A 21,187-nucleotide genomic window follows, 5' to 3' on the forward strand; every position below is an offset into this window, starting at 1 on the left:
CTGAAGACGCTGAAACGAAGAGGTAACAATGAGTTTGCGAACACTCAACACAGCCGCATCGGGCATGGAGGCCAACCTCTATCAGCTCGACGTGATTGCGAACAACCTGGCCAACTCCAGCACGACCGGCTTCAAACGCAGCCGAGCCGACTTCGAAGATCTGTTCTACGAACACTTCAAACTCCCCGGCGTGATCAACCCGGCTACCGGCACCGAAACGCCGACCGGCATTGCCGTTGGTCTCGGAACGAGTCTCCGGGCCACCCAGGTCGACTTCCGGACCGGATCGCCTCAGGAAACCGGCAATGCGCTCGACTTCGCGATTCTGGGAGACGGCTTCTTTCAGGTAGTCGATCCGACCGGCGTGACCGCGTACACGCGAGCAGGCACATTCAGTAAGAACGCGAACGGCGATCTGGTGATGTCGTCCGCGAATCTGGGACGACTGCTCGAACCGGCGATCAACATTCCGCAGAACGCGACGGACATTACCGTCACTGCCGATGGACAGTTGGCCTACCGGGAAGCGGGGAGCGCCTCGCTGACCACAGCCGGGCAGATTCAACTGGCGAGATTCATCAACCCGGAAGGACTGATTCAGGGCGGCGAGAACCTGTACTACGCGTCGGATGCTTCAGGAGCCGCGATTCAGGGATTCCCCGGAACCGAAGGCTTCGGCGAGCTTCAACAGGGCTTTCTGGAAGCCTCGAACGTTGAACCGGTCCAGGAACTCGTGCAGCTCATCAAGACACAGCGAGCCGTCGAACTGAACAGCGAAGCTCTGAAAGCGGGCGATCAGATGCTGCAGCTGGTGAATAACCTGCGACGGTTCTAATGAGCAGGTCTGGTAACTAACCGGTCCTACAGCCCCCACCTCCTTCCTCTCTCCGAGTTTATTCATGCGGACCATACTTTCCATCCTCTGTCTGTGGTGTCTCGCTGTTCCGGCGTGGGCGACCACGGTCCGCCTGAAGCCGACCATCACGATTGAGGGCTCACTGGTCACGCTGGGTGATATCGCCGAGCTCAGTGAAGCCGATGAAGCAACGTTGGAGCGATACCGAAACGTGACGGTCAGTCCCGCTCCGGCCGCGGGCCGCGAGACGCGGATCACGATTGACACCCTGCGTCGCGAGCTGGCTCTCCGCGGGATCGATCAAACGCGTCTGCAGTTCACCGGATCGACAGAAACCGTTGTGAGTCGAGCAGCCGAGCCTCAGCCGGTTGCGGCACCGGTTTCGACCCGCGCCAATCCGCGCGTCCTGAGCAACATCTCCGACGCGATTTCCAGTTACATCACACGGACCGGCCAGATCGCCGGTCCGCTTCAGGTTGCCATCCATGAATCGAGTCAGTCGACTTGTCCACCGGAGTTGACAGTGCATTCCACGTTGTCGGTTGCCGGCGGGCAGAGTCCGTTCACTGGCATGCAGCAATTTACGATCGGCTTCACGCAGGCGGATGGAACGCTTTCGCAGTTCGCAGTTTCCTGCACGGTCAGCCAGAAGCCGCAGGTGCTGGCATTGAAACACGGTCTCCCCCGCGGCCAGGTGATTCGCGATGTCGACCTGATGTGGATCGAAGCCGAATCCGCGACGGCGGGGTTCGCCGATCCGGCGGAAGTGGTCGGAACGGAAACGACCCGAACGGTGCGGGCGATGCTTCCGATCAAACCTGAAGACGTCCGTCTGCTGCCGCTGGTTCGCCGGAACGATATCGTCGCGGTGACTGCCAATGTCGGATCGATCTCTGTGAAGCGGTACTGCAAAGCCCTCGAAGAAGGCACGATGGGGCAGTTTATTTCGCTGTCGCCTGTTGACAGCACGGAACGGATCACGGCTCGCGTGTCAGGCTATCGCGAAGCGATGATTTCGATGGACAGCCGCCCAAACCCTGCCTCTCACAACGTGCCGCAGCCCGCAATGACGCCGGCTCCGGTCGCGCCCTCATCGGGTCTGCAACTCATTCTCCACGAAGAGCGGAACGCTGCTCCGAAGCGAGTGGCTCCTTCCCACCGAATTGAAGTCCGGTCGAATCCACAACGTCCGGCCTCGTCCCCCTCATCATCTCCGCGTGTTCTCGCCAATCAACCTGCAGTCCTTCCCTAACCGGAAGTGCTCCGGCAACACAAACTGGATCCTGCAATGATTCTTTCCAACCGCCTGTTGATTCTCGCGCTATTCGGTGCCCTGTTGGGGACCGGATCGTTCGCGATTGCGCAGGGGCCTTCTCCGTTCGATCAATATCAGGAAAACAACGGCTACCAGAGGAACCCGAACGCGTCTCCGCCGGGTTATCCGCCGCAGCGGCCGCCTCAACAGCAGATCCCGCAGCAGCCGGCCCCTCCCGCACCGGGGCCGCCACTAGCTCCGATGTACGGGTATGCCGCTCCCCCGTTGCCGCCCCCGTCGATTCGCGATTTCTCGCTTATCTACATCCCGGAAGAAGATCCACGGCAGTTTCACGTTAACGATATCGTCACAGTGCTGGTGAGTGAAAAGTCGGAAGTGACGCTCAATTCGCGATTCAATCGTCAACGGACCTCGACCTTGAAAGCTGAGCTCAAGGAATTCGTACGGCTCAACGACGGATTGCGCCTGGAGAACTCCGCTGGGACGAGTCCGACGATCGACGCCAATCAACAGGAGCGGATCCAGAACACCGGGCAGGTCACCGACGCCGAGGGCATCACGTATCGCATCGCGGCGACCATCGTCGATATCCGCCCCAATGGAAACCTGGTGCTTGAAGCCCGAAAGGAGATCAACGCCAGCGATGATCTCTGGGAATACACTCTGCACGGAGAAGTTCGCTACGAAGACGTCCAGCGGGACAACACCGTTCTGAGTGAGAACATTGCCAACCTGAATATCGTGAAGCGCCAGGACGGACGGGTTTACTCCAGTGTGGCCCGCCGCTGGGGAACCAAGATCTTCGATACGATCTGGCCGTTCTAACCGATCCCGAAAGCGAACGCTGAAGACAGGCCTCCTGTTACTTCGCACACAAAAATCAATCTCTGTGCCATCCTTTGATCTCCCCATCCTCACGTTCTCCTCACCCGAGGAATCCCCGCCATGTTTGCTCTCCTTCGTTACTTCCGCCTGCTGACTCTTGTCCTTGTCGTTATCTGTATGTCCCGCGAAGCCGGGGCTCAGATTCGGCTGGAGAGCATCTGCACCGTGCACGGACACAAGGAAGTCCGGTTGACAGGCATGGGGCTGGTGGTCGGTCTGAATGGAACCGGAGATGGCGGCAATGCCGGACCGACGATTCGGGCTCTGGCCGCGGCCATGAAGAACATGAATGTGCCGATCACCGATGCCCGCGAACTGCGGGACGCCAAGAACGTGGCCATCGTGATGATCGAAGCGACGATTCCGAAAACGGGTCTGCATCAGGGGCAGCGGCTCGACTGCTACGTCAGTTCTTATCTTGGATCGGAAAGCCTTCGTGGCGGACGACTGCTGATCGCTCCGATCCAACTGGCCGACATGCGAAGCGAACTTCTCGTCGGAACCGCGTCTGGAGCCACCGTCATCGAGGATCCGGTTACTCCGACACGCGCTCGCATTCCGGGTGGCGTCGTGCTGGAAACCGATCTGTTCCGCAGTGCCGAGTACCTGCATCGCATCGTTGACACTTCCACGGGCGAGCCGAAGATTCGCCTGCTGCTGAATGAGTCCCACTCAAGTTTCATCTCGGCTCGCATGATCACGGAAGTCATCAACGAGGCGTTCGAGTTCGAATCATTCGATCAGCAGCATGCCAAAGCCGTCAGCCCCAGTGTGATCGACATCTCCATTCCCAAGACCTGGCAGGAAACGCCGGTCGACTTCATTGCCGAAGTGCTCGACCTCAAAATTACTTCGCCGCACAGCATGTCGCGGGTGCAGGTGAACGCCCAGACCGGCGTGGTTATTCTCTCGGGCGATGTCGAACTCAGCCCTGTGCTCATTAACCATCCGAACTTGCAGATCAGCATCGGCAACGTGCCGAACCTGGTCGACGGGGCACAGTTCCGTGTGCTGTCGGATGAACAGTCGGTCCGAACCAATTCCCGTCTCGACGAACTCGTGCAGGCTCTCAACCAACTGGGAGTCCCCCGGGAAGCGATGATCGAAGTGCTTCGCGAACTGGCTCGTTCCGGCAAGCTGCACGCGATCTACGAAGAAATCTAACCGCTGAAGCGAAGACCCTGCTGCTCCCTCCACTCTGATCTCTCCCCTCCCTCCTGGAGATCGCCATGAATATCTCAGCTGCTTCCAGCACCAGTAACGATATGCTCCGCATGAGCCAGCTGGCTGGTTCGCCCAATGTGTCCGCGAAGGATGTGACGGCGAAACAGGCCTTCCAGCAGTTCGTGGGGAGTACGTTCTATCAACAGATGCTCAAGGCGCTGCGGAGTACCGAACAGAAGGTGCAGTATCTGGACTCGGGCCAGGCCGAGGAGGCGTTCCGCAATCAGCTGGATCAACAGCTGGCTCAGGATCTGGCCGCTTCCCACGGAGCCGACTTTAGCGATTCCCTGTATGAGGCGTTTGAAGTCGGATTGAAAACACGAATGGCGGAAAAAGGCGCGCAGATTGACCAGCTTGCCTGATCGTTACGACCGGACCGGTTCAGCGGTTCCGGTCCCCGGTGGAGCATCCGCTCCGATGCCGAGTGGTAGAATATTCCGATTTTGAGGATAGAGCCAATCCTGACGATTCTGCGCAGACGCGGTGTCCGATCAGAACCGTTTGTCCGGGAGCTGGCTTTCTTCTCAAAAGAGGACCGGCATGGAACGCCCCGCTTCGCCCCCGCTGACAGGATTCCAGCGAGAGATTGAAACGCTGCTGATCGATCTGGTCACCGTACAACGTCAGTTGTCCGACGTGCAAACGGCCAAGAAGCAGGTGCTGATTTCGCGGGAACTGGAACAACTTGATCAACTTCAGCAGACAGAACGTCAGCATCAGCAGCGACTGAACCAGCTGCTGGGGCTGCGGCAGCATTTGATGGAGAACATGCGGAGAGGGGGCATCATCGGCAACTCGCTGTATCAGCAGTGCCATCATCAGGGCTGGCTGCAGGAAGGGCGACTTGCTTCGCTGTTTCGTGAAGCCAGGCAGTTGGGTATGGAATTGCGTCAGCAGTCCTGGTCGTTGTGGACACTGGCCCAGAAAGCATCGCGTTATTACACAGCTGCACTTGAACTGATTGCCCAGGGGGGGAATCAGCAGCCGACTTACGAGCAACATCCCCAGAACAGCGGAGGCTCCACCGGCGGCGCCCTGCTGGATGCGTCTATCTAAAGCAGACCAACCATGGGACTTAATGCCTCACTTTATACGGCTGGCCGTTCGCTCGAAATGTATTCCGCCGGAATTCAGGTCGCGGGCCAGAACGTCGCCAACGCAAACACTCCGGGATATGTCCGGGAAGATTTGCAGGTTGGGACCGCTGCACCATACAAGCAGAACGGACTGCTGTTCGGCACCGGAGCCACGATCCATGGTATTCGACAGCAGCTCGACTATCACCTCGAACAGCAGATTCACGCGGCCAATGCCGATTCCTCCGGAGCCGCCGCCCGTGTCGATGGCTACGCTCACCTGCAGTTGATTCTCGGCGAACTCAGTTCGGGCGATCTTTCGAGCCAGCTCAATGCATTCACCGCCGCGATGCAGGAAGTCATCAATCAACCGGAGTTGCTGGCCAACCGTCAGTTCGTGCTGCAGCAGGGCGAACAGATGGCCAAGTCGCTGAACTCGATGCGAACCCAGCTCGATCGGGCCCGGGATTCGGTCACGGTCAGTATCAACGGCCTGGTTGAAGAAGCCAATTCGCTGATCGATGAGATCGCCACGCTCAACACGCGAATCGTGCGGGCTGAATCGGGCGGACTACTGGGCAGCGATGCCGGCGGGCTCCGCTCGCAGCGCCTCAGTGCTCTCAACCGTCTCTCGGAGATCGTTCCGATTCGTACGAACGAGCAGCCGAATGGAATGATCGACATCTTCTCCGGCACCGAGTTCCTCATCATCAACGGCAACACGCAGCATCTGGAGTCCCGAGTGATTCCCGATCGCGGCGTGCCGGTCAATCATCTGGTCTTTTCCAAGACTCAGGCGGTCTTCGAGACCTCTGTTGGAGAACTGGGCGCCTCCATGGAGGTTCGGGACAACGTTCTGGGCGGATTCGCCGACGACCTCGACCTGTATACGCAGGCCATCATCCAGGAAGTCAACCGCATTCATGCCTCGGGAGAAGGGCTGGAAGGGTATCAGTCTGTTACCGGAACGTACCGCATGGAAGATACCTCCGTCGCGCTGAATCAGGCGGGACTGGCCGCGACGCCCCAACACGGCAGCTTCGAAGTCAAAATCTACGACAAGAATACTGGGACGACTCAGACCACGCTGGTCGAAATCGATCTGGACGGACTCAACGGCGACGACATGAGCCTGGATGACCTGCGGGCTTCGCTGAATGGAATCGCCAATTTGTCGGCGAGCGTAGATGTTCGGGGGCGACTGTCGCTGACGGCGGACTCCGGCTACGAGATCCGGTTCTCCAACGACACCAGTGGAACTCTCGCCGCTCTGGGGATCAACACGTTCTTCCAGGGAGATGACTCCAACAACATCGCAGTCAATCAAACGCTGAAAGCCAACCCCAATCTGTTTGCCGCCGGACAGGGCGACGGACCGGGAGACAACTCGAACGCGAAGCTGATGGCGAAGTTCATCGACAGCCCGCTGGAGCTGCTGGGTGGAGCCAGTCTCGATCAGTTCTACGAAGGGGTGACGACCAGAATCGCCTCCGGAGCCGCGGCGGAAACTGCTCTCCATGAGGGGTACACCTCCTTTCAGGACACACTGGCCGGACTGCGACTGCAGCGTTCCGGCGTCAGTCTGGATGAAGAAGCGATCAAGATCATGGAATACCAGCAAGGCTACGCAGCGGCGGCTCGAATCATCAGCACGATCGACGAACTCTACAGCGTGCTACTCAACATCTGATTGCGGTTGAACGCAACTCACTAAAACTCATTAAACAGGATTACGACAACCCGTGTCACTGGGACCGATTCTTCCGGGTAGAATCCCGAACTCGCTGATCTACAACCGCGCGCTCCAGAACCTGGATTCGCGAACGCGGCTCTTCAGCCAGTTGCAGGATCAGATTGCCACAGGGCAGAAGTTCCAGACAATCGGCGAAGATCCGACCTCGGCCGTGAAAACGATTCTGCTGCAGCAGACCGTGGAACGACAGACGCAGACCGCCATCAATGTCGAAGTGAGCCGCTCGCTGCTCTCGGCAACCGAAGGGAGCCTGTCCCGGATCAGTGACGTCTTCAACTCGCTGCAGTCGCACATTCTCTCGGGCCTTGGCGATGCCACGTCGGAATCCGAGAAAAAGCAGCTGGCGACTGAGATTGGCACGATGATTCAGGAACTGGTCAACGTCGGGAACACCAAGTTCCGAGGCCGCTATCTGTTCGGCGGCACCGAGAACACGGGAGCGCCGTTTGCTCCCGCTGGCAACAACGACGCCGTCCGCTTCTCCGGCTCGCTGACGACCATCGAATCGTTTGTCGCGCTGGAGGGTCTGATGGCCAACAACGTGAGTGCCGACTCGATCTTCAGTCCAACGACCGACGTCAACGGCAGTAACCTCAATCCTTCGGTGACGGCTCAGACGCGCATTAAGGATCTGTTCAGCGGGTCCGGGGTCGAACTTGGCACGATTGAAGTGACGGTCGATACCGGTGGCGGCCCGCAGACCGAACAAATCGATCTAAAGTCGGCCAGTTCCATTCAGGATCTGATTACGCGCATGGAAGCTCCGTTCGGCGGCGATCTGTCGGTCTCGATCACCTCCACCGGAATCACGCTCACGCCAGCTGCCGGTACGGTCGCGGTCACGGATCTGGCCAAGAGTAATGTCGCCGGAAGACTCGGCATCGCGTCCACCGCGGCGGCTTCCATCAACTCTACTGATCTCGATCCGCGTCTAACGCGGCTCACTCCGCTGGCGGCCCTCAACGGAGGCACAGGCATCGGCCCGACGGCTGGCAACGGGATTCTGGTCACCAACGGGATCAACTCAGCCACGGTTGACCTGGACGGACTGACGACAGTCGAAGACTTCTTCAACGCCCTGAAGACCGCCAACATCGACGTCGAAGGAGGTTTCACCGCTGATGGACGCGGGCTGAAGATCACAAGTCGCCTCAGCGGCGTCGGCGTTTCCATCGGCGAGAACGGCGGCAACAATGCTCAGCTGCTGGGAATCAAGACCTTCTCGGCGAATACCTCACTGGCGGAACTGAACGACGGTCGCGGCGTCCCCGTCGACAGCCCGTCTGAGTTGCAGATCGTTCGACGCGACGGCTCGGAACTGAACATCGAACTCGACGGCGCCAAAACCGTTCAGGATGTGCTCGATCTGGTCAACGCGGCCGATCCCGGCGTACTCACTGCTTCCCTGAATACGACGGGCAATGGCATCGTCCTCAGCGATACCTCGGGCACCGGTGCGTTAACGGTGATCGACAACGCGATTTCGGAAGCTCTGAAAGTCGCCGGCGTCGACGACGGCAACGCCAATCTCACCGGAACCTCTGTCGGGGCGACATCGACCACGACCACGCTGGCCAGTCTCAATGCAGGAGCCGGGGTGCCAGTCGGAGCAGGGACACTCGACATTACCCGTCGCGATGGGTCCGTCGTCAATGTCGATCTGTCTACAGCCGTAACCGTGCAGGACGTGCTCGACCTCGTGAATGCGGTCGATCCCGGCAACCTCGTGATGACCCACAACGCCACCACGAAAGGCTTCGAACTGAACGACAACTCTGGCACCGGCAGTCTGACGGTCGCCGAGAGTACGCTCTCGACGGGCCTGGGAATCGCAGGCACGGAAGATGGTGTCAACGATCTGGTCGGGTCGGATCCGAACACGAAGCGTTCAAATGGACTGTTTGACCTGATGTTCCGACTGCGGGATGCGCTCGACACCGGGAACAATCAGGAGATCGAACTGGTATCCGGACTGCTGGAAACCGAGATGGCTCAGTTCAACATCGTTCGCGGCGATGTCGGCGGCCGCCTGCAGATGCTCGATCGACAGGCGACGATCCTGGCCGATGAAGACATCCTGCTGCAGGAGTCGATCTCGAACGTCTTCGATGTCGACATGGCTCTGGCGATTACGCAGTTCGCCAATCTGCAGGTCACGATTCAGGCCTCGCAACAGATCGCCGCTCAGACGCTGCAGTTGAACCTGTTCAACTATCTGTAGGTCGAGAGACCGCTGGAAATCCGCCCGACTCCTCCCTAAGATCCCCCGCAGTTGGCCTGCCTCTCGAATTGGCAAGGCCTCTCATATTGCGGGATCGAAGGTGCAGAGCATGCAGACGGCCACCACTATTGCGGAAACCCGGCGGATCGTCCGCGATGCCCGAGTTGCGGGAAAGATCGTCGGCTGCGTCCCAACCATGGGCGCGCTGCACGCCGGGCATGTCAGCCTGATTGAAGCTGCCCGCCGGGAGTGCGATTTCGTCGTGGTAACGATCTTCGTCAATCCGACACAGTTCGCCCCTCACGAAGATCTCGAGAAATACCCGCGGCCTTTCAAGAATGATCTCGAAAAGTGTGAAGCGGCGGGAGCCGATCTCGTCTTTCACCCGAGTGTCGACGAGATGTACCCGGTCGAACGGCAGGTCAATCTGCACGTTGGCGATCTGGCGAGCCGCTGGGAAGGAACAAGCAGACCGGATCACTTCGATGGCGTTGCCACGGTCGTGCTGAAGCTGTTCAACATTACGCTGCCGGACAAGGCATTCTTCGGAGCCAAGGACTTTCAGCAGCAGGCGATCATCCGCTGCCTTTGCCGCGACCTCGATGTCCCGGTTGAAATCGTCACCTGCCCCACGGTCCGGGAAGAATCTGGCCTCGCCATGTCGAGCCGGAATGTCTACCTTTCTGACACCGAACGTGAGACCGCGCTGGCAATCTCACGGGCGTTAACGAATGCCCGGGATCGCTTTCAGAATCCGCAGTCGACTGTAGCCGAGGTGCGTCAGCAGTTGCGGCAGGACCTTGAAGCCGTCGACGGCCTCGAACTCGATTACGCCACGGTGGTTGAACCGGTCGAATTGACGGAGTCCGACGACGAACAGCCCGAGATGGTCGCTCTGGTAGCGGCTCGGGTCGGGAAGACGCGGCTCATTGATAACATGCTGCTCCACAGCAGTGAGCAGGGAAGCTGAGGAACGACGGATGCGACAGGTTCTGTTTTACATTTCACTGGACGCGCCCTTTTCGATCCTGCCGAACGGGCTTCCGGATCATCCTCTGCTTACGGTTGGAGCCGGGTATATTCTGCTCGCCCTGCTGATTCTCCTCGGCTTCTGGCAAACCTTCTATGGCCCGAAGACGCTGCAGGGCAAGGATGGCAAACCGGTTTCGCCGGGCATGATGTATCTCAACACGGTGTTGCCGTTCGTCATCGCCGCTGCAGCTGCCTGGTTTCTTTCTCCTGTCCGCATCTTCCCGGTTTTTGGCTACGGAATGATGCTCCTGATCGCGTTTCTCGCCGGGGCGACCTGGGCCGGGAAGCGAGCGGAAAAAGTCGGCCTGCCCAAAGAACTGATCTGGGACGTGGCGATGTGCATTCTGGTTTCCGGAATCGCCGGGGCCCGGATTTTCTATCTCGTTCAGAAACGGGAGTACGTCTTCCGGGACGTGAACGGAGCAGGGGACTTCTTCTATCGAGTGATCAATCTCACCGATGGCGGGCTCGTGTTCTACGGCGGCCTGATTCTGGCGACGATCACCTATTTCGTCTTCTGTGCGATCCGGAAAATCCGTCCGCTCGAACTGGCTGACGTGGTGGTGCCGTCGCTGTTTCTCGGCCTCGGCTTCGGACGGATCGGCTGTCTGCTCAACGGCTGCTGCTACGGCGACCGCTGCGATCTGCCGTGGGCGATCACGTTTCCCGCCGAGTCGGTCCCCTGGTCGGCTCTGGTGAATCTCGGGTTTCTGAGTCCCGATGCAGCCATCAGTTTCCCGCTGCATCCCTCGCAGATATACAGCTCGATCGGTGGCTTTCTGCTCGCGTTCGTGACGGCGATGGTGTTCAAATATCGTCAGCGAACCGGCGAAGTGCTGGCCGTCGGAGCGATTCTCTACCCGATCAACCGGTTCCTGATCGAGTTCGTTCGCGGCGATGAATTCACCGTCCTGAACACGGGCCTGACGCCCTCGCAGAACACGAGCATCCTCGTGGTGGCAGCCGGCGTCGCGTTTCTGATCTGGCTCGAACTCAAGGGACAGCCGCGTCCGGAGGCATCTGACCTCGCAAAATCGTCTCCGTCGACGTAATCTGAAGTGCACCTGCGGACTCGGCGATTCTTCCCGCAGGAACTTTCTGCTGCTTCGTCATCAGTTCAGGGAATTTCCGGGAACTGTTGGCCCGGCCCCTGCGTCTTAACGTGCGAATGCCGTGAAAAAGACAGACCTTGAACTTATCGCAGAATCTGTCCGAGGACAGACACCCGCCTTCGATACGCTCGTGACGCGGTATCAGGATCGGCTCTTCAATGCGCTGGTCCAGATCGTGCGGGATCGGGAAGAGGCGCGCGATGTGGCTCAGGAGACGTTTGTCACCGCGTGGAGCAAACTAAGCTCCTTCCGTGGTGATGCTGAGTTTTACTCATGGTTATTCCGGGTCGCCTACAATACGGTCATCAGTCGCCGACGAAAAAAGCGAGTCGCCACGGTTACTCTCACTCCCCCCGACCAGACAGGTCTTTCCTTTCCCGAAGACGGCCGGGCTCCTTCTCCCGGCGATCGACTGGAACGTCAGGAACGTCAGCAGATGGTGCACTCGGCTCTCGACGAGCTGCCGGAGGAATTCCGGTCGGTGCTCGTTCTGAAGGAGATCGAGAATTTCAAATACGAGGAGATCGCTCAGATTCTGGATCTTCCCCTCGGCACGATTCGCAGCAGAATACATCGGGCGCGAATCCTGTTACGGGAAAAACTGACGCGACTTCTCGACGAACAGGAAAACCCCGGTCCGGTCAACTCCCGGGCGGCTAACAGTTGAATACGGAACACGAAGCAGATTCAGCAGAGGACTTTGAGACACCCACAGGGTGATCAGTTATGGGCAGCGAATTTCACGAAGAATTGATCTCGGCTTACCTCGATGACGAGGTGTCGCCCGAGGAACGCGCAAGCATTCGGCAGCAGATCGATTCCGATCCAGCCGCCGAAAGGATGCTGGCCGATTTTCAGGAGATGGGAAACCTGCTCCGCAGTCTGCCGTCGGAAAAAGCTCCGTCCGGCATGGTGGCCGCCGTCCATCAGCAGATCGAACGCCAGACACTCCTGCCCGCCTCCGATGCGAAAGCCGGGAAGAATCGCCGTCGTCCACTCTGGTTGACCGGATCAACCGCGGCTCTGCTGCTGATCGGCTGCTGTTCGCTCTTCTTCTATCGCTGGACAGCCTCGCTGGACCAGACGGCAAACACCGGAGCCCTGGACGATCAGGCAATAGCTCGAACCGAAGGGCTCGAAGCGTTGAAGACAGAGCTCCCCACGCTCGAAGACGACACTCTCAACGGCCACCTGGCCATGGGCCGGGCTGCGGGTGGAGATGGAGATTCGGCCGCTCCTGCAATGATGATGTCGTCGACAGAACTGAAGCTCGATGCTCCCATCGACTCGATTCCCGCGCCGCCGATTTCTCAAGCACTCGAACAACGGGTGCTGGCTCAACTCAACGATTCCCGAAAGCTGGCGGAGCACATCCAACCCGGCGACCTGGTTCGGTTTGTGAGCGAGAGTGGACAGGATGTCGCCGTCGTGGAGTTGAGTGTCGTCGATGTCGCCGATGCCTGCGGCCGCCTGCAACTCCTGCTGGTCAGCAACGACATTCAGGGGGTCGGCGTCGTTTCATTGCCCTCTGCGAAAGACAGAAATTCGGGACGATTCGAGCCAGAACCGGCCGCCCCCGGCGAACCGGTCCCGCTCCAGAAGGGCACCAGTGAGAAACTGGCCGGTGAACCGAGATCAGGCGGAGACGACGAACTGGTGGCCCTGTACGTCGATGCCTCCGTCGATCAGGTGCTGAATTCCCTGTCCGCGATGACCACCCTGGAAGGGGTTCAGAAAGTCCACTTTGGTGAAGCTCCGAATCTGATGCACGACGCCTATGCCGTCGTCCCTCTCGGAGCCGATTCACCGAGTGAGACGGAGTCGCTCGATCGCGCAGCTGCGGTCCCGAGCGATGAAGAGCGCAAGACGAACGAGGAGAAATTGGGCGAGGTGATTCACCAGAATGCGATGGTGGCCACCGAGCGGTTCTACATGGCGCCCAACGAGGTCTCCGTGAACTCCAAAGGCCGCGCGGTTCGATTCATCTATACTCCGCAGGACCATTTTGCGGCGAACATGGCGAGCAACGAACCGTTTGGCGACGGAATCGCTGGCGTCCCACTGAAGCCGGAATCAACTCCGTCCACGCTTTCCTTCTCTGACGCTCCCCTTCCCGATGCCGCCGCGGATCTTCCAGAAGCAGATTCCGCCAACGCGGCACTGCGGGCCAGCGAGCCGAAGGATGCGACGAGTTATCAGCTCGCCTGTACTCTGCGGCCTCTGAGCGTGGCCGGGGAGAAGCCTCAGGGGATCGCGAAGATGAATGTCCGCTCTGGCTCGGCTCCCGTGAGCACGAGCGAGCCCGATCTTCCCGAACCGTCCGCGCCAGCGGCGACGGTCGCCCAGAGTGAACTTCAGGCCCCCGTGGAGAGTTCGCCCCGGCGGCAGGGGAAAAAGGTTGCGTCGCCACAGCGCAGCCGCGTGATGATCGTTCTCTCTCCTGCCCGTTCAGATTGACTCTTAGCCTCGGCCGATCATTTTCACAGCCTGCCCGAAAGAGATTTCGGTCGGGCTGTTGTCATTTTCCGAACGCGGTCTTGTGTCGGTTCCGATTCCGATGACGATAGGGAAAGGCCCACGATGCCAATTCGCCCAGAACTCACACAGGACGCGGCTGCTGATGATCGTTACCAATATCGAATCGGGTTGGGAAATCGTTTTCCAGCCCTCCCATGGTGTGCTGGCCGGATCGCTGGCGCTGCAGTTCGCGGACGAATGGCGAGGGCGTTTCTGGGTCGAGACGGTCGCGGCGATCATCGGACATGATGACGACAAAGAGGAGTTCGGAGAGAACCACTACCTGACCGAACTCGGTGCCCCGCGCGATTTCACCCTCATGTCGATGGACGACAAAGCCAGGTATCTCGAAGCGAAGCGGCGAATCGGCAACGCGTACCGAAAGCACACCTGGATCGGGCTGCTGCAGGGGATGCACGTCGAGTTCCTCTACGACGACAAGGACGTTCTGCCGGAACTTCTTGAACTGATGGACGAAGAGAAGAAGCAGCGCACGCGCGAACTGCGGCTGCTCGGGTTAAGCAAGTCGGAACTGAATCGGGGCTACGACCTGCTCCGCTGGTGCGATCGCTGTTCCCTCATACTCTGCCAGGGGGCTCTCCCGGTCGGGGGGCGTCGACTGGAAATCATCTCCATTAGCGACAAAACCCGTTACGAGATCTGGCAGCGCGATGACGAGTCCATCGGCGTAGACCCATGGCCGTTTGCTACGACATCCTTCAATGTCGGCGTCGAAGTCCGCATCGTGGAACAGCTCGCCTTCGAGGACGATCTGGAACTCGCCGACGCCCTCGAAGCCGCCAAACGCAATCAACGCGAGTGGACAATCCGCAAGAACTAATCGGTCATGCCACCCTTACAACCTCCCGATTCTCAGAGGAAAGCGGATGACTCAGACGCGTGCGTCTGAGTGGCGCGGAATGTGGGATCTGTTGTGGCGAGGGTTTCGCAGATTTATGCGACCCAGGGAGATTGTCGAGCAATGATTAGAAGGCGCCCGGCGACGTAAGTTCCCTCGCCCCCTTGGGGGAGAGGGCTAGGGTGAGGGGGAAATGCGGGCGACATGCTCCACAGGCCATTGATTCTTACTTGTAGGGAGCATCGCTGGTGGATCGCCCCCTCATCCGCCCTTCGGGCCTTCTGCTTCTGGCAGACTTATCAAGCCGCTCCCCCTAAAGGGGGCGAAGGGACACGATCCGCCTCGCTACGAGAAATGACCTGTCTATTGCATCATCTGGTCGAAACCTTTGGAGTCATACATTCCACATCCCGCGCCACAAGAGGTCGGTTACCGACGGTCTGTGGTTCTGTCGACGCTTTCAGCAGAGAGCAGGGCCGCAGTTGCATCAGCGGTTCACAGCTTCTTCCTGTGACTGCGTCACCCAGACGTGCACGTCTGGGCCAGCCGGTCTTCATCCTTAACTTTTGCGGATGACGCTCACCGGATCGAAGTGTTCTCCGAGGACTTTGTCGCTGTCGCACTTCAGCCATTGCTGCAGCAGACCGGCGTAAACCTGGCGGAAGTCGGTGTGGTATTTGAGGTCGCCCTGTTCGAGGTCGTCCAGACTCGGATGCTTTCCGATCAGACCGGATTGCACCTGCCCACCGATCAGGAACATCGGAGCGGCTGTGCCGTGATCGGTCCCCTCGCTCGCATTCTCCGCAACGCGGCGTCCGAACTCACTGAAGCAGACCGTGGTCACGCGATCCAGATTCCCGGTCGCCTTGAGATCTTCCACAAACGCGGAAACCGCCTCGCCCAGTTCGCGGAGCAGCCCGGTATGAGCCCCCGCCTGCAGGGCATGCGTATCAAACCCATCGATCTCGGCGTAGAAGATCCGCGTTCCCAGATCGGCGGAGATGAGTTGCGAGATCGATCGCAGTTTGCGTCCGAGGCCGGTCTGCGGATAGTCCACCGCCGTGGAGCTATCCTTGAGTGACTCCTGAATCTGCCGGCTGACATCGAGAGCGGTGACTGTGCTCGTTGTCAGGAAGTCGAGCATCGATCCTTCTCCGGCGGTCGAATGACTGGCCATGCGACGAAACGCCTGCACAGACTCCTCTTCTTTGGCCTTCAGGTGGAACTGGTCCATCGACTGAATCGAAGGAATTCGTTGACTGCGGGAAACCAGGGCCAACGGCAGGCGGTCGTTGCCGACATGCACTCCAGGGATCTCCTGGCGTTCCGCGCCCTGCAGCTGATCGACGGCTCGTCCCAGCCAGCCTTCGTTGCGATCCTCGGCTCGACGGTGGCAGGTGTGCCAGATATCCATCGATTCGAAATGGGATCGGTTCGGATTGGGATATCCGACTCCTTGAACGATGCCTAGATGGCCCGCTTCGAGCAGATCTGCGAAGCCTCTCAAGACCGGATTCAGGCCGAGTTCTTTGTCAATTTTGAGAACGTCGCTGCTGCCAATCGCCAGTTTCGGCCGGGCTTTGTAGTACCGGTCTTCAGCGAACGGGACGACGGTGTTGAGACCGTCGTTGCCACCGCTCATCTGGATCACGACCAGAATATTGCTTTGTCCGCTGGCTTCACGGGCGGCGGCCCGCAGAAACGCGGGAGCCAGCCCCTGGGTTCCCAGCGTGACGGCACCGGCGGCGGCCAGTTGCAGAAACTCACGACGATTGGACAACATCTCTGCACCTCACTCAGGCGAGTTGGTAAACGGGAAGTGAAACGAATAGAGCGAGCGCCCGACGCAGCCGTTTTTCCGGATCGCCGGTCCCGCTCTCGAGCAACTGCGTCAGCTCGGCGGCGGCTTCGGAATTGAGCGGCAGCGCCAGAAGGAGTGTGCTGAGCCGCTCAATCATTTCCCCCGACTCGTGCCAGCCATTCGATTCACAGTACTCCAGAAGAGCGCCGCCGCCAAATCGAGTTTCCGAACGCGACAGCAGCTCGTGCATCATGTTGGCCCGGGCCAGCAGCGTTGACGAATTGATCCACTCGCGGCCGCCGTTCCAGCCTTTCACGTTGGGTGGGAAGAACAACAACTGTCCCAGATCCTTGAGCGAGTTACTGAAGGCAATCAGATTGGTCGAACCGTCGAGTGTTCGCAGGAACCCAACGGCGAATTCAATCGGCGAGCGAAACTTTCTGGCTCGGGCGTGCTCGGAATAGAACAAATTGCTGCTGAGGATCCGCTGCACGATGGGGGCGATGTGCAGACCGTTCTCGCGGAACTCAATCGTGAGTGGTTCGATCAGGTCGTCTCCACTCAGTCCTTCATCCGCCACGAAGTAGCGAACGAGTTTCGAGGTAATGAACCGGGGACAGTCGTCCCGTTCCAGGACGATATCGACTCCCTCTTCGCCGCCGAACGGACCACGCTGATCGAAGACCCGTTTGGTGCCGTCATCGTGCTGATAGGGATTGAAACGATACTCGTTCCGCCGCACTTCCCAGCCGGTAAAGCAACGGGCCAGCTCGCGAATGTCCTGCTCGGTATAACGGCCCTCGCCAAGAGTGAACAGCTCCATCAACTCGCGGGCAAAGTTCTCATTGGGATGCACCTTGCGATTCGAATCGGAATCGAGATACATCAGCATCGCCGGATCTTTGGCGACTTCGTGCACCATCAGTCGGAAGTCGCCGAGAGCATGCTCGCGAAGCAGTCGATTCTGTCGCAGCAACAGCTGAGGATCGCGAACCTTGGCTCCACTGGTCGCGAAGTGACCGTGCCAGAAGATCGTCATCTTTTCGCGGAGTGTCGCTGAGCCTTCCAGCAGTCGATGAATCCACCACGCCGGCAACTGATTGAGTCCGCCAGCTGCGAGTATGCTGGAAACCAGAGCCTGCGAAGAAGACTCGACTGACGTCGACTCCACTTGAGCGACCGCCTGAGTCGCCAGGGTTACCGGACTCAACGGCAGCGACTCTTGTAGTGTCTGCCAGTTCGCCCCGAATCCCGCCCGCCGATGAAAGTGGGCCACATGGGCGAGTGACCAGTCATCCGGCCCGGCCGGTTCATACGGAGCCCAGGCCCACTCAGGATCGATCGGATTGGAAGCCGGTTTCATCACGCCAGTACCTCGCATTCCGTCGCAGTTGTTTGACAGAAAAGTGGCGACAGAGACTGTCTGCAGGAAAAGAGAATCGTCGAAGACGTACCGAAAGCGCCGATCGTTGCCTGAGCGACGACCACTGCACGAACCCGGGAACGGAACGGCTTATTCCGCCGTGCGAATCCGGTCCCAGCTCACGCTGATATCGAGATCGAGGGTATCGTCGGAGGTTGAGAGTTCCAGACGTCCCTTGTCGAACAGTTTGATGATTTCGATGCCAGAATCGATTTCCGTTTCGGCTTCGACCCGCGTATGGCCTTCCTTCAGCATGTTCTGGGCAATCAGATGCTCGCGGTTGGCCAGCAGCAACTCGAAGATGCCATCGGTCGAAAATTGAACGATCGTGTTTGCTTTCGCGCCACCCTCTGGCTTTGCTTCCGCTTTGGCATCCTCCGAGACCTGGCCGAGAATCTGCCGGGCCAGTTCGCCGGTGGAGGAGATCACCATCAGCCGGTCGTTGAATCCCATCGCCGGGGCATAGTTGTAGGTGAGAGGGACAACTTCCTGGTCCTTCCTGTCCGCCGGCGTCACGATCCGTGTGCTGATCAGCTCGCCGTCATCGATGTCTTCGAAGTCGAGTTCGAGCTGCGGATTCCCCTTCATCGCTCCAACAATGTTGAAGAAGCCGACCGCGTTCATGAAGTTCCGACGAAATGCCCCACGAGTCGCTTCGGGATCGCGCATCTCGGCGACCAGAGCGAAGGCGGGCAGCTTGATTGACGGTTTCGTGTCGAGCCGATCGTACGACTGCTGAGCCACCACGAGCTGCAGCTGCGGACTGAAGGCCCCGAGAATATCTTCGGAAAAACTGCGTCCGCCGAATAGTGTCGACAGACCGGTTTCCGCTTTTGCGAGACCATCGTTGGCGCTCTCACTGAAGAGGTCGCCGGCTCGCTGCAGCATGAGCGCCAGATCACGATATGTGGAGATGGTCAGAATGTTTCCCGGAACGTGGATGGGAGCAGCGGCCTGCCCTTCTCCGTCGGGGCCGAAGTAGTGGACTCGTTCTTCCGAAATCCTGCTGCGATCGAGCGGAATCGAGAACGAAGCCGAAACGGACCGGCGACCGGGCGTGACATCAGCCGTCAGATACGGAGCCTTGCTTAGCCCTTCCAAAACGCCTCCCAGAATGATCTCTCCACCCGGATCATCGGCTTTCCCCTGGAGCAGTTTCTCGTCGGGGCTGGCCGAGCGGATCGTGGCCAGATCGACGTAGAGCCACCCAATGGAATCCTCCGACCGCTCTTCGCGGGCCTGCTTGAAATTGGGGCGAACGGCCAGACTTTCCGTCGGCGTTTCGAAAATGGCGTCGATGACCCGGCGTCCGAGTTCACTCTTGTTGGTTAACACGAGCCGATCGGCGGCGATACCGAACGCGAACTTGTCACCACGGAAAACGCGGGCGTCCCGGTACTCCGATTCCTGAAAGGGCGCCTTCTTTCCTTTGCTTTCGGCATCGGCCGTGGCGAGTTCGAGCAGCCCGTCGACGATCTCGTTGAGAGACTCTTCACTTTCTGCATGCAGAATGAGCACAGCTCCCTGGCTGAGCGGATCGAATCCGAACGTGATGCCGTTCTCGACCAGAGCAGTCAGCACATCCTCCCATTCGCGGCCGAGTTGCGCTTCGATGATTCCCAGCGCCTCACGGGCTTTGACCGAGCCATCTTCCTCAAGTGCCTTCCCGATCGCCGGGATCTGCTTCAGCTGCTCGACAAGAGCCGGCACGGCCGGATCGTCCCGAAGACCACGAATCAGGTCGCCCGGATGATCGATTTCGGCGTAGATGACCGTCGAAATCGGCAGCAGATGCGGTCCGCTATCCTCAGCCATGAGGGGCGAAACGCAGAAGACAGAAAGAACAGCAGCCAGAATTGGAACTCGCATCGATATCGATCCTGTGATTGACGTATTTGACACTTCTGCATACCTCTCCATCGGTGATGCAGGTTTCATTTTAATTCCGTCAATCCGGAACGGAACGTCAGGAAACAGAATTCCAGGGCTCAAACTGCGTGATTTGAGGTTCCAAGAAAAAAGGACGACGCCCCGAAAGGCGTCGTCCGAATTCAATCCGTGTCGTGATTCGATCGACTAGAACTCGCCGATCACATTGCCATCGTCCCGGATGCTGAGATTCTGCCAGGTGGGAAGATGAATGTTCTCGCTGATGCCTCGAATGCTGCCGTCCATCAGCATCGCATTAACCAGCCCCTGATGATAAGAGCGGGACGTCACTGCAGCGTAAGTCGGCTGGGTGCACGATTTCGACTCGCGGCAGTTGGTGAAGTCCCCATCATCGGCTGAACCGCCGCTGCCGCTGATCGCGACTTTGGTGTTCGGCGTGAAGGTCGTGGTGAAACCGGTCTGATGAACACGTCCATCGACCCATTCGGTATGCCCCGTATCGGTTTTGAAGTCCCCTGCGGTGTACCCGGAAATCGTGCTCACGGAGACGCCGGAGACGTTATTCCCCAACCCGCTGATGTCGTCTCCGTCGCGGACGTATGGAGTGAAGGCTTTCACTTCCGCGAACCCGAGCGTGTTGCTCAGGCCGTCGGTAAAGGAGGCGTCGGTGAAGCTGCTGTTTGGGGCAAAGGCTCCCGATCCCTTCTGCTGGGTGTTGTTATCCCAGACAAACCATGGCCCGGCACTGTAACCATAGGAGGTCGGGTAGTAATCGGTCCCGCGGGGTTTGTCGTTGACATCCGAAGGGCAGACGTAAATGGCCACGCGAACGTTCGCCGGAGGAGATCCGGCTGAGTATGCCGTTTCGAAATCAGCGACATCGAACAGCGAACCCTGCTCGACAAAGGGCAGGATCCGAGCATGAACCGACCACTGTCCGCCCGGGGTTCCAGCCGGATCGTGGCAGATGGAAGGCGGCAGCTTGGTGTAAGTATCGAGGTAATTGTGGAGAGCCAGGCCGATCTGCTTCAGGTTGTTCTTGCAGGAGGAACGCCGGGCGGCTTCACGAGCCTGCTGGACGGCCGGAAGGAGCAGGGCCACCAGAATCGCGATGATGGCGATCACCACCAGCAATTCAATCAGCGTGAAGGCCGTACGACGCAGTGGACTGGAGGGGGTAGAGGTCTGGCGGGATACCGTCGGATCGATCATGGACGCTCTCTAACTGGCTAAAGACTGAACTGACTTAGGCTGGCTGACGG

Annotated in this window: 17 protein-coding genes; 13 read left to right on the forward strand and 4 right to left on the reverse strand. The window is 59.0% G+C overall.

Annotation, left to right across the window (positions count from 1 at the left end; genetic code table 11):
- Nucleotides 1-28: 28 nt before the first annotated feature.
- The 13 genes from flgG (at nucleotide 29) to L1A08_RS13795 (ending at nucleotide 14,793) form a co-directional block, all read left to right on the forward strand.
- Entirely contained in the window at nucleotides 29-835 is an 807-nt protein-coding gene (flgG, locus tag L1A08_RS13735; RefSeq protein WP_238757009.1) for a flagellar basal-body rod protein FlgG, read from the forward strand.
- 64 nt (nucleotides 836-899) lie between these two features.
- On the forward strand, nucleotides 900-2,108 hold the full coding sequence (gene flgA, locus L1A08_RS13740; RefSeq protein ID WP_238757010.1) for a flagellar basal body P-ring formation chaperone FlgA: 1,209 nt from the start codon (nucleotides 900-902) through the stop codon (nucleotides 2,106-2,108).
- Between the two features lie 36 nt (nucleotides 2,109-2,144).
- Nucleotides 2,145-2,957 (forward strand): flagellar basal body L-ring protein FlgH, encoded by an 813-nt coding sequence (locus tag L1A08_RS13745; RefSeq protein WP_238757011.1) that lies wholly within the window; start codon nucleotides 2,145-2,147, stop codon nucleotides 2,955-2,957.
- Between the two features lie 120 nt (nucleotides 2,958-3,077).
- Nucleotides 3,078-4,181: a flagellar basal body P-ring protein FlgI gene (locus L1A08_RS13750; RefSeq protein ID WP_238757012.1), complete on the forward strand. Its 1,104-nt coding sequence runs from the start codon at nucleotides 3,078-3,080 to the stop codon at nucleotides 4,179-4,181.
- A gap of 65 nt (nucleotides 4,182-4,246) precedes the next feature.
- Nucleotides 4,247-4,603 carry a rod-binding protein gene (locus L1A08_RS13755; protein ID WP_238757013.1) on the forward strand — a complete coding sequence of 119 codons (357 nt, stop codon included), beginning with the start codon at nucleotides 4,247-4,249 and terminating at the stop codon, nucleotides 4,601-4,603.
- A 178-nt stretch (nucleotides 4,604-4,781) separates the two neighbouring features.
- Nucleotides 4,782-5,297 (forward strand): flagellar export chaperone FlgN, encoded by a 516-nt coding sequence (locus L1A08_RS13760; RefSeq protein WP_238757014.1) that lies wholly within the window; start codon nucleotides 4,782-4,784, stop codon nucleotides 5,295-5,297.
- 12 nt (nucleotides 5,298-5,309) lie between these two features.
- Nucleotides 5,310-7,007: a flagellar hook-associated protein FlgK gene (flgK, locus tag L1A08_RS13765; protein WP_238757015.1), complete on the forward strand. Its 1,698-nt coding sequence runs from the start codon at nucleotides 5,310-5,312 to the stop codon at nucleotides 7,005-7,007.
- A gap of 52 nt (nucleotides 7,008-7,059) precedes the next feature.
- Nucleotides 7,060-9,291 carry a flagellin N-terminal helical domain-containing protein gene (locus L1A08_RS13770; RefSeq protein WP_238757016.1) on the forward strand — a complete coding sequence of 744 codons (2,232 nt, stop codon included), beginning with the start codon at nucleotides 7,060-7,062 and terminating at the stop codon, nucleotides 9,289-9,291.
- Between the two features lie 109 nt (nucleotides 9,292-9,400).
- Entirely contained in the window at nucleotides 9,401-10,261 is an 861-nt protein-coding gene (gene panC / locus L1A08_RS13775; RefSeq protein ID WP_238757017.1) for a pantoate--beta-alanine ligase, read from the forward strand.
- A gap of 10 nt (nucleotides 10,262-10,271) precedes the next feature.
- Nucleotides 10,272-11,375, forward strand: coding sequence for a prolipoprotein diacylglyceryl transferase (locus L1A08_RS13780; RefSeq protein ID WP_238757018.1), 1,104 nt, complete (start codon nucleotides 10,272-10,274; stop codon nucleotides 11,373-11,375).
- A 121-nt stretch (nucleotides 11,376-11,496) separates the two neighbouring features.
- A complete protein-coding gene (locus L1A08_RS13785) occupies nucleotides 11,497-12,102 on the forward strand; it encodes an RNA polymerase sigma factor (RefSeq protein WP_238757019.1) in 606 nt (201 codons plus the stop codon).
- Between the two features lie 59 nt (nucleotides 12,103-12,161).
- Entirely contained in the window at nucleotides 12,162-13,892 is a 1,731-nt protein-coding gene (locus L1A08_RS13790) for an anti-sigma factor family protein (RefSeq protein ID WP_238757020.1), read from the forward strand.
- A 163-nt stretch (nucleotides 13,893-14,055) separates the two neighbouring features.
- Nucleotides 14,056-14,793 carry a DUF3891 family protein gene (locus L1A08_RS13795; protein WP_238757021.1) on the forward strand — a complete coding sequence of 246 codons (738 nt, stop codon included), beginning with the start codon at nucleotides 14,056-14,058 and terminating at the stop codon, nucleotides 14,791-14,793.
- Nucleotides 14,794-15,370: 577 nt separating this feature from the next.
- Here the strand turns inward: L1A08_RS13795 and L1A08_RS13800 are convergent.
- From L1A08_RS13800 to L1A08_RS13815, 4 genes are all read right to left on the reverse strand, one after another.
- On the reverse strand, nucleotides 15,371-16,594 hold the full coding sequence (locus L1A08_RS13800; protein WP_238757022.1) for a DUF1501 domain-containing protein: 1,224 nt from the start codon (nucleotides 16,592-16,594) through the stop codon (nucleotides 15,371-15,373).
- A gap of 13 nt (nucleotides 16,595-16,607) precedes the next feature.
- The gene (locus L1A08_RS13805) at nucleotides 16,608-17,975 is read right to left on the reverse strand and encodes a DUF1800 domain-containing protein (RefSeq protein ID WP_238757023.1); all 1,368 of its coding nucleotides are present in this window, start codon (nucleotides 17,973-17,975) and stop codon (nucleotides 16,608-16,610) included.
- Between the two features lie 150 nt (nucleotides 17,976-18,125).
- Entirely contained in the window at nucleotides 18,126-19,904 is a 1,779-nt protein-coding gene (locus tag L1A08_RS13810) for a hypothetical protein (protein ID WP_238757024.1), read from the reverse strand.
- Between the two features lie 207 nt (nucleotides 19,905-20,111).
- Entirely contained in the window at nucleotides 20,112-21,137 is a 1,026-nt protein-coding gene (locus L1A08_RS13815; RefSeq protein ID WP_238757025.1) for a DUF1559 domain-containing protein, read from the reverse strand.
- Between the last annotated feature and the right edge of the window lie 50 nt (nucleotides 21,138-21,187).

The organism is Rubinisphaera margarita, from assembly GCF_022267515.1.
Lineage (GTDB): Bacteria > Planctomycetota > Planctomycetia > Planctomycetales > Planctomycetaceae > Rubinisphaera > Rubinisphaera margarita.

What these genes read in the sequence shown, in the direction of transcription:
- L1A08_RS13790 (WP_238757020.1), top strand. Translation starts at nt 12,162, where the DNA reads ATGGGCAGCGAATTTCACGAAGAATTGATCTCGGCTTACCTCGATGAC.
- L1A08_RS13760 (WP_238757014.1), top strand. Translation starts at nt 4,782, where the DNA reads ATGGAACGCCCCGCTTCGCCCCCGCTGACAGGATTCCAGCGAGAGATT.
- L1A08_RS13800 (WP_238757022.1), bottom strand. Translation starts at nt 16,594, where the DNA reads ATGTTGTCCAATCGTCGTGAGTTTCTGCAACTGGCCGCCGCCGGTGCC.
- L1A08_RS13780 (WP_238757018.1), top strand. Translation starts at nt 10,272, where the DNA reads ATGCGACAGGTTCTGTTTTACATTTCACTGGACGCGCCCTTTTCGATC.
- L1A08_RS13795 (WP_238757021.1), top strand. Translation starts at nt 14,056, where the DNA reads ATGATCGTTACCAATATCGAATCGGGTTGGGAAATCGTTTTCCAGCCC.
- L1A08_RS13745 (WP_238757011.1), top strand. Translation starts at nt 2,145, where the DNA reads ATGATTCTTTCCAACCGCCTGTTGATTCTCGCGCTATTCGGTGCCCTG.
- L1A08_RS13815 (WP_238757025.1), bottom strand. Translation starts at nt 21,137, where the DNA reads ATGATCGATCCGACGGTATCCCGCCAGACCTCTACCCCCTCCAGTCCA.
- L1A08_RS13810 (WP_238757024.1), bottom strand. Translation starts at nt 19,904, where the DNA reads ATGCGAGTTCCAATTCTGGCTGCTGTTCTTTCTGTCTTCTGCGTTTCG.
- L1A08_RS13755 (WP_238757013.1), top strand. Translation starts at nt 4,247, where the DNA reads ATGAATATCTCAGCTGCTTCCAGCACCAGTAACGATATGCTCCGCATG.
- L1A08_RS13805 (WP_238757023.1), bottom strand. Translation starts at nt 17,975, where the DNA reads ATGAAACCGGCTTCCAATCCGATCGATCCTGAGTGGGCCTGGGCTCCG.
- L1A08_RS13750 (WP_238757012.1), top strand. Translation starts at nt 3,078, where the DNA reads ATGTTTGCTCTCCTTCGTTACTTCCGCCTGCTGACTCTTGTCCTTGTC.
- flgA (WP_238757010.1), top strand. Translation starts at nt 900, where the DNA reads ATGCGGACCATACTTTCCATCCTCTGTCTGTGGTGTCTCGCTGTTCCG.
- panC (WP_238757017.1), top strand. Translation starts at nt 9,401, where the DNA reads ATGCAGACGGCCACCACTATTGCGGAAACCCGGCGGATCGTCCGCGAT.
- flgG (WP_238757009.1), top strand. Translation starts at nt 29, where the DNA reads ATGAGTTTGCGAACACTCAACACAGCCGCATCGGGCATGGAGGCCAAC.
- flgK (WP_238757015.1), top strand. Translation starts at nt 5,310, where the DNA reads ATGGGACTTAATGCCTCACTTTATACGGCTGGCCGTTCGCTCGAAATG.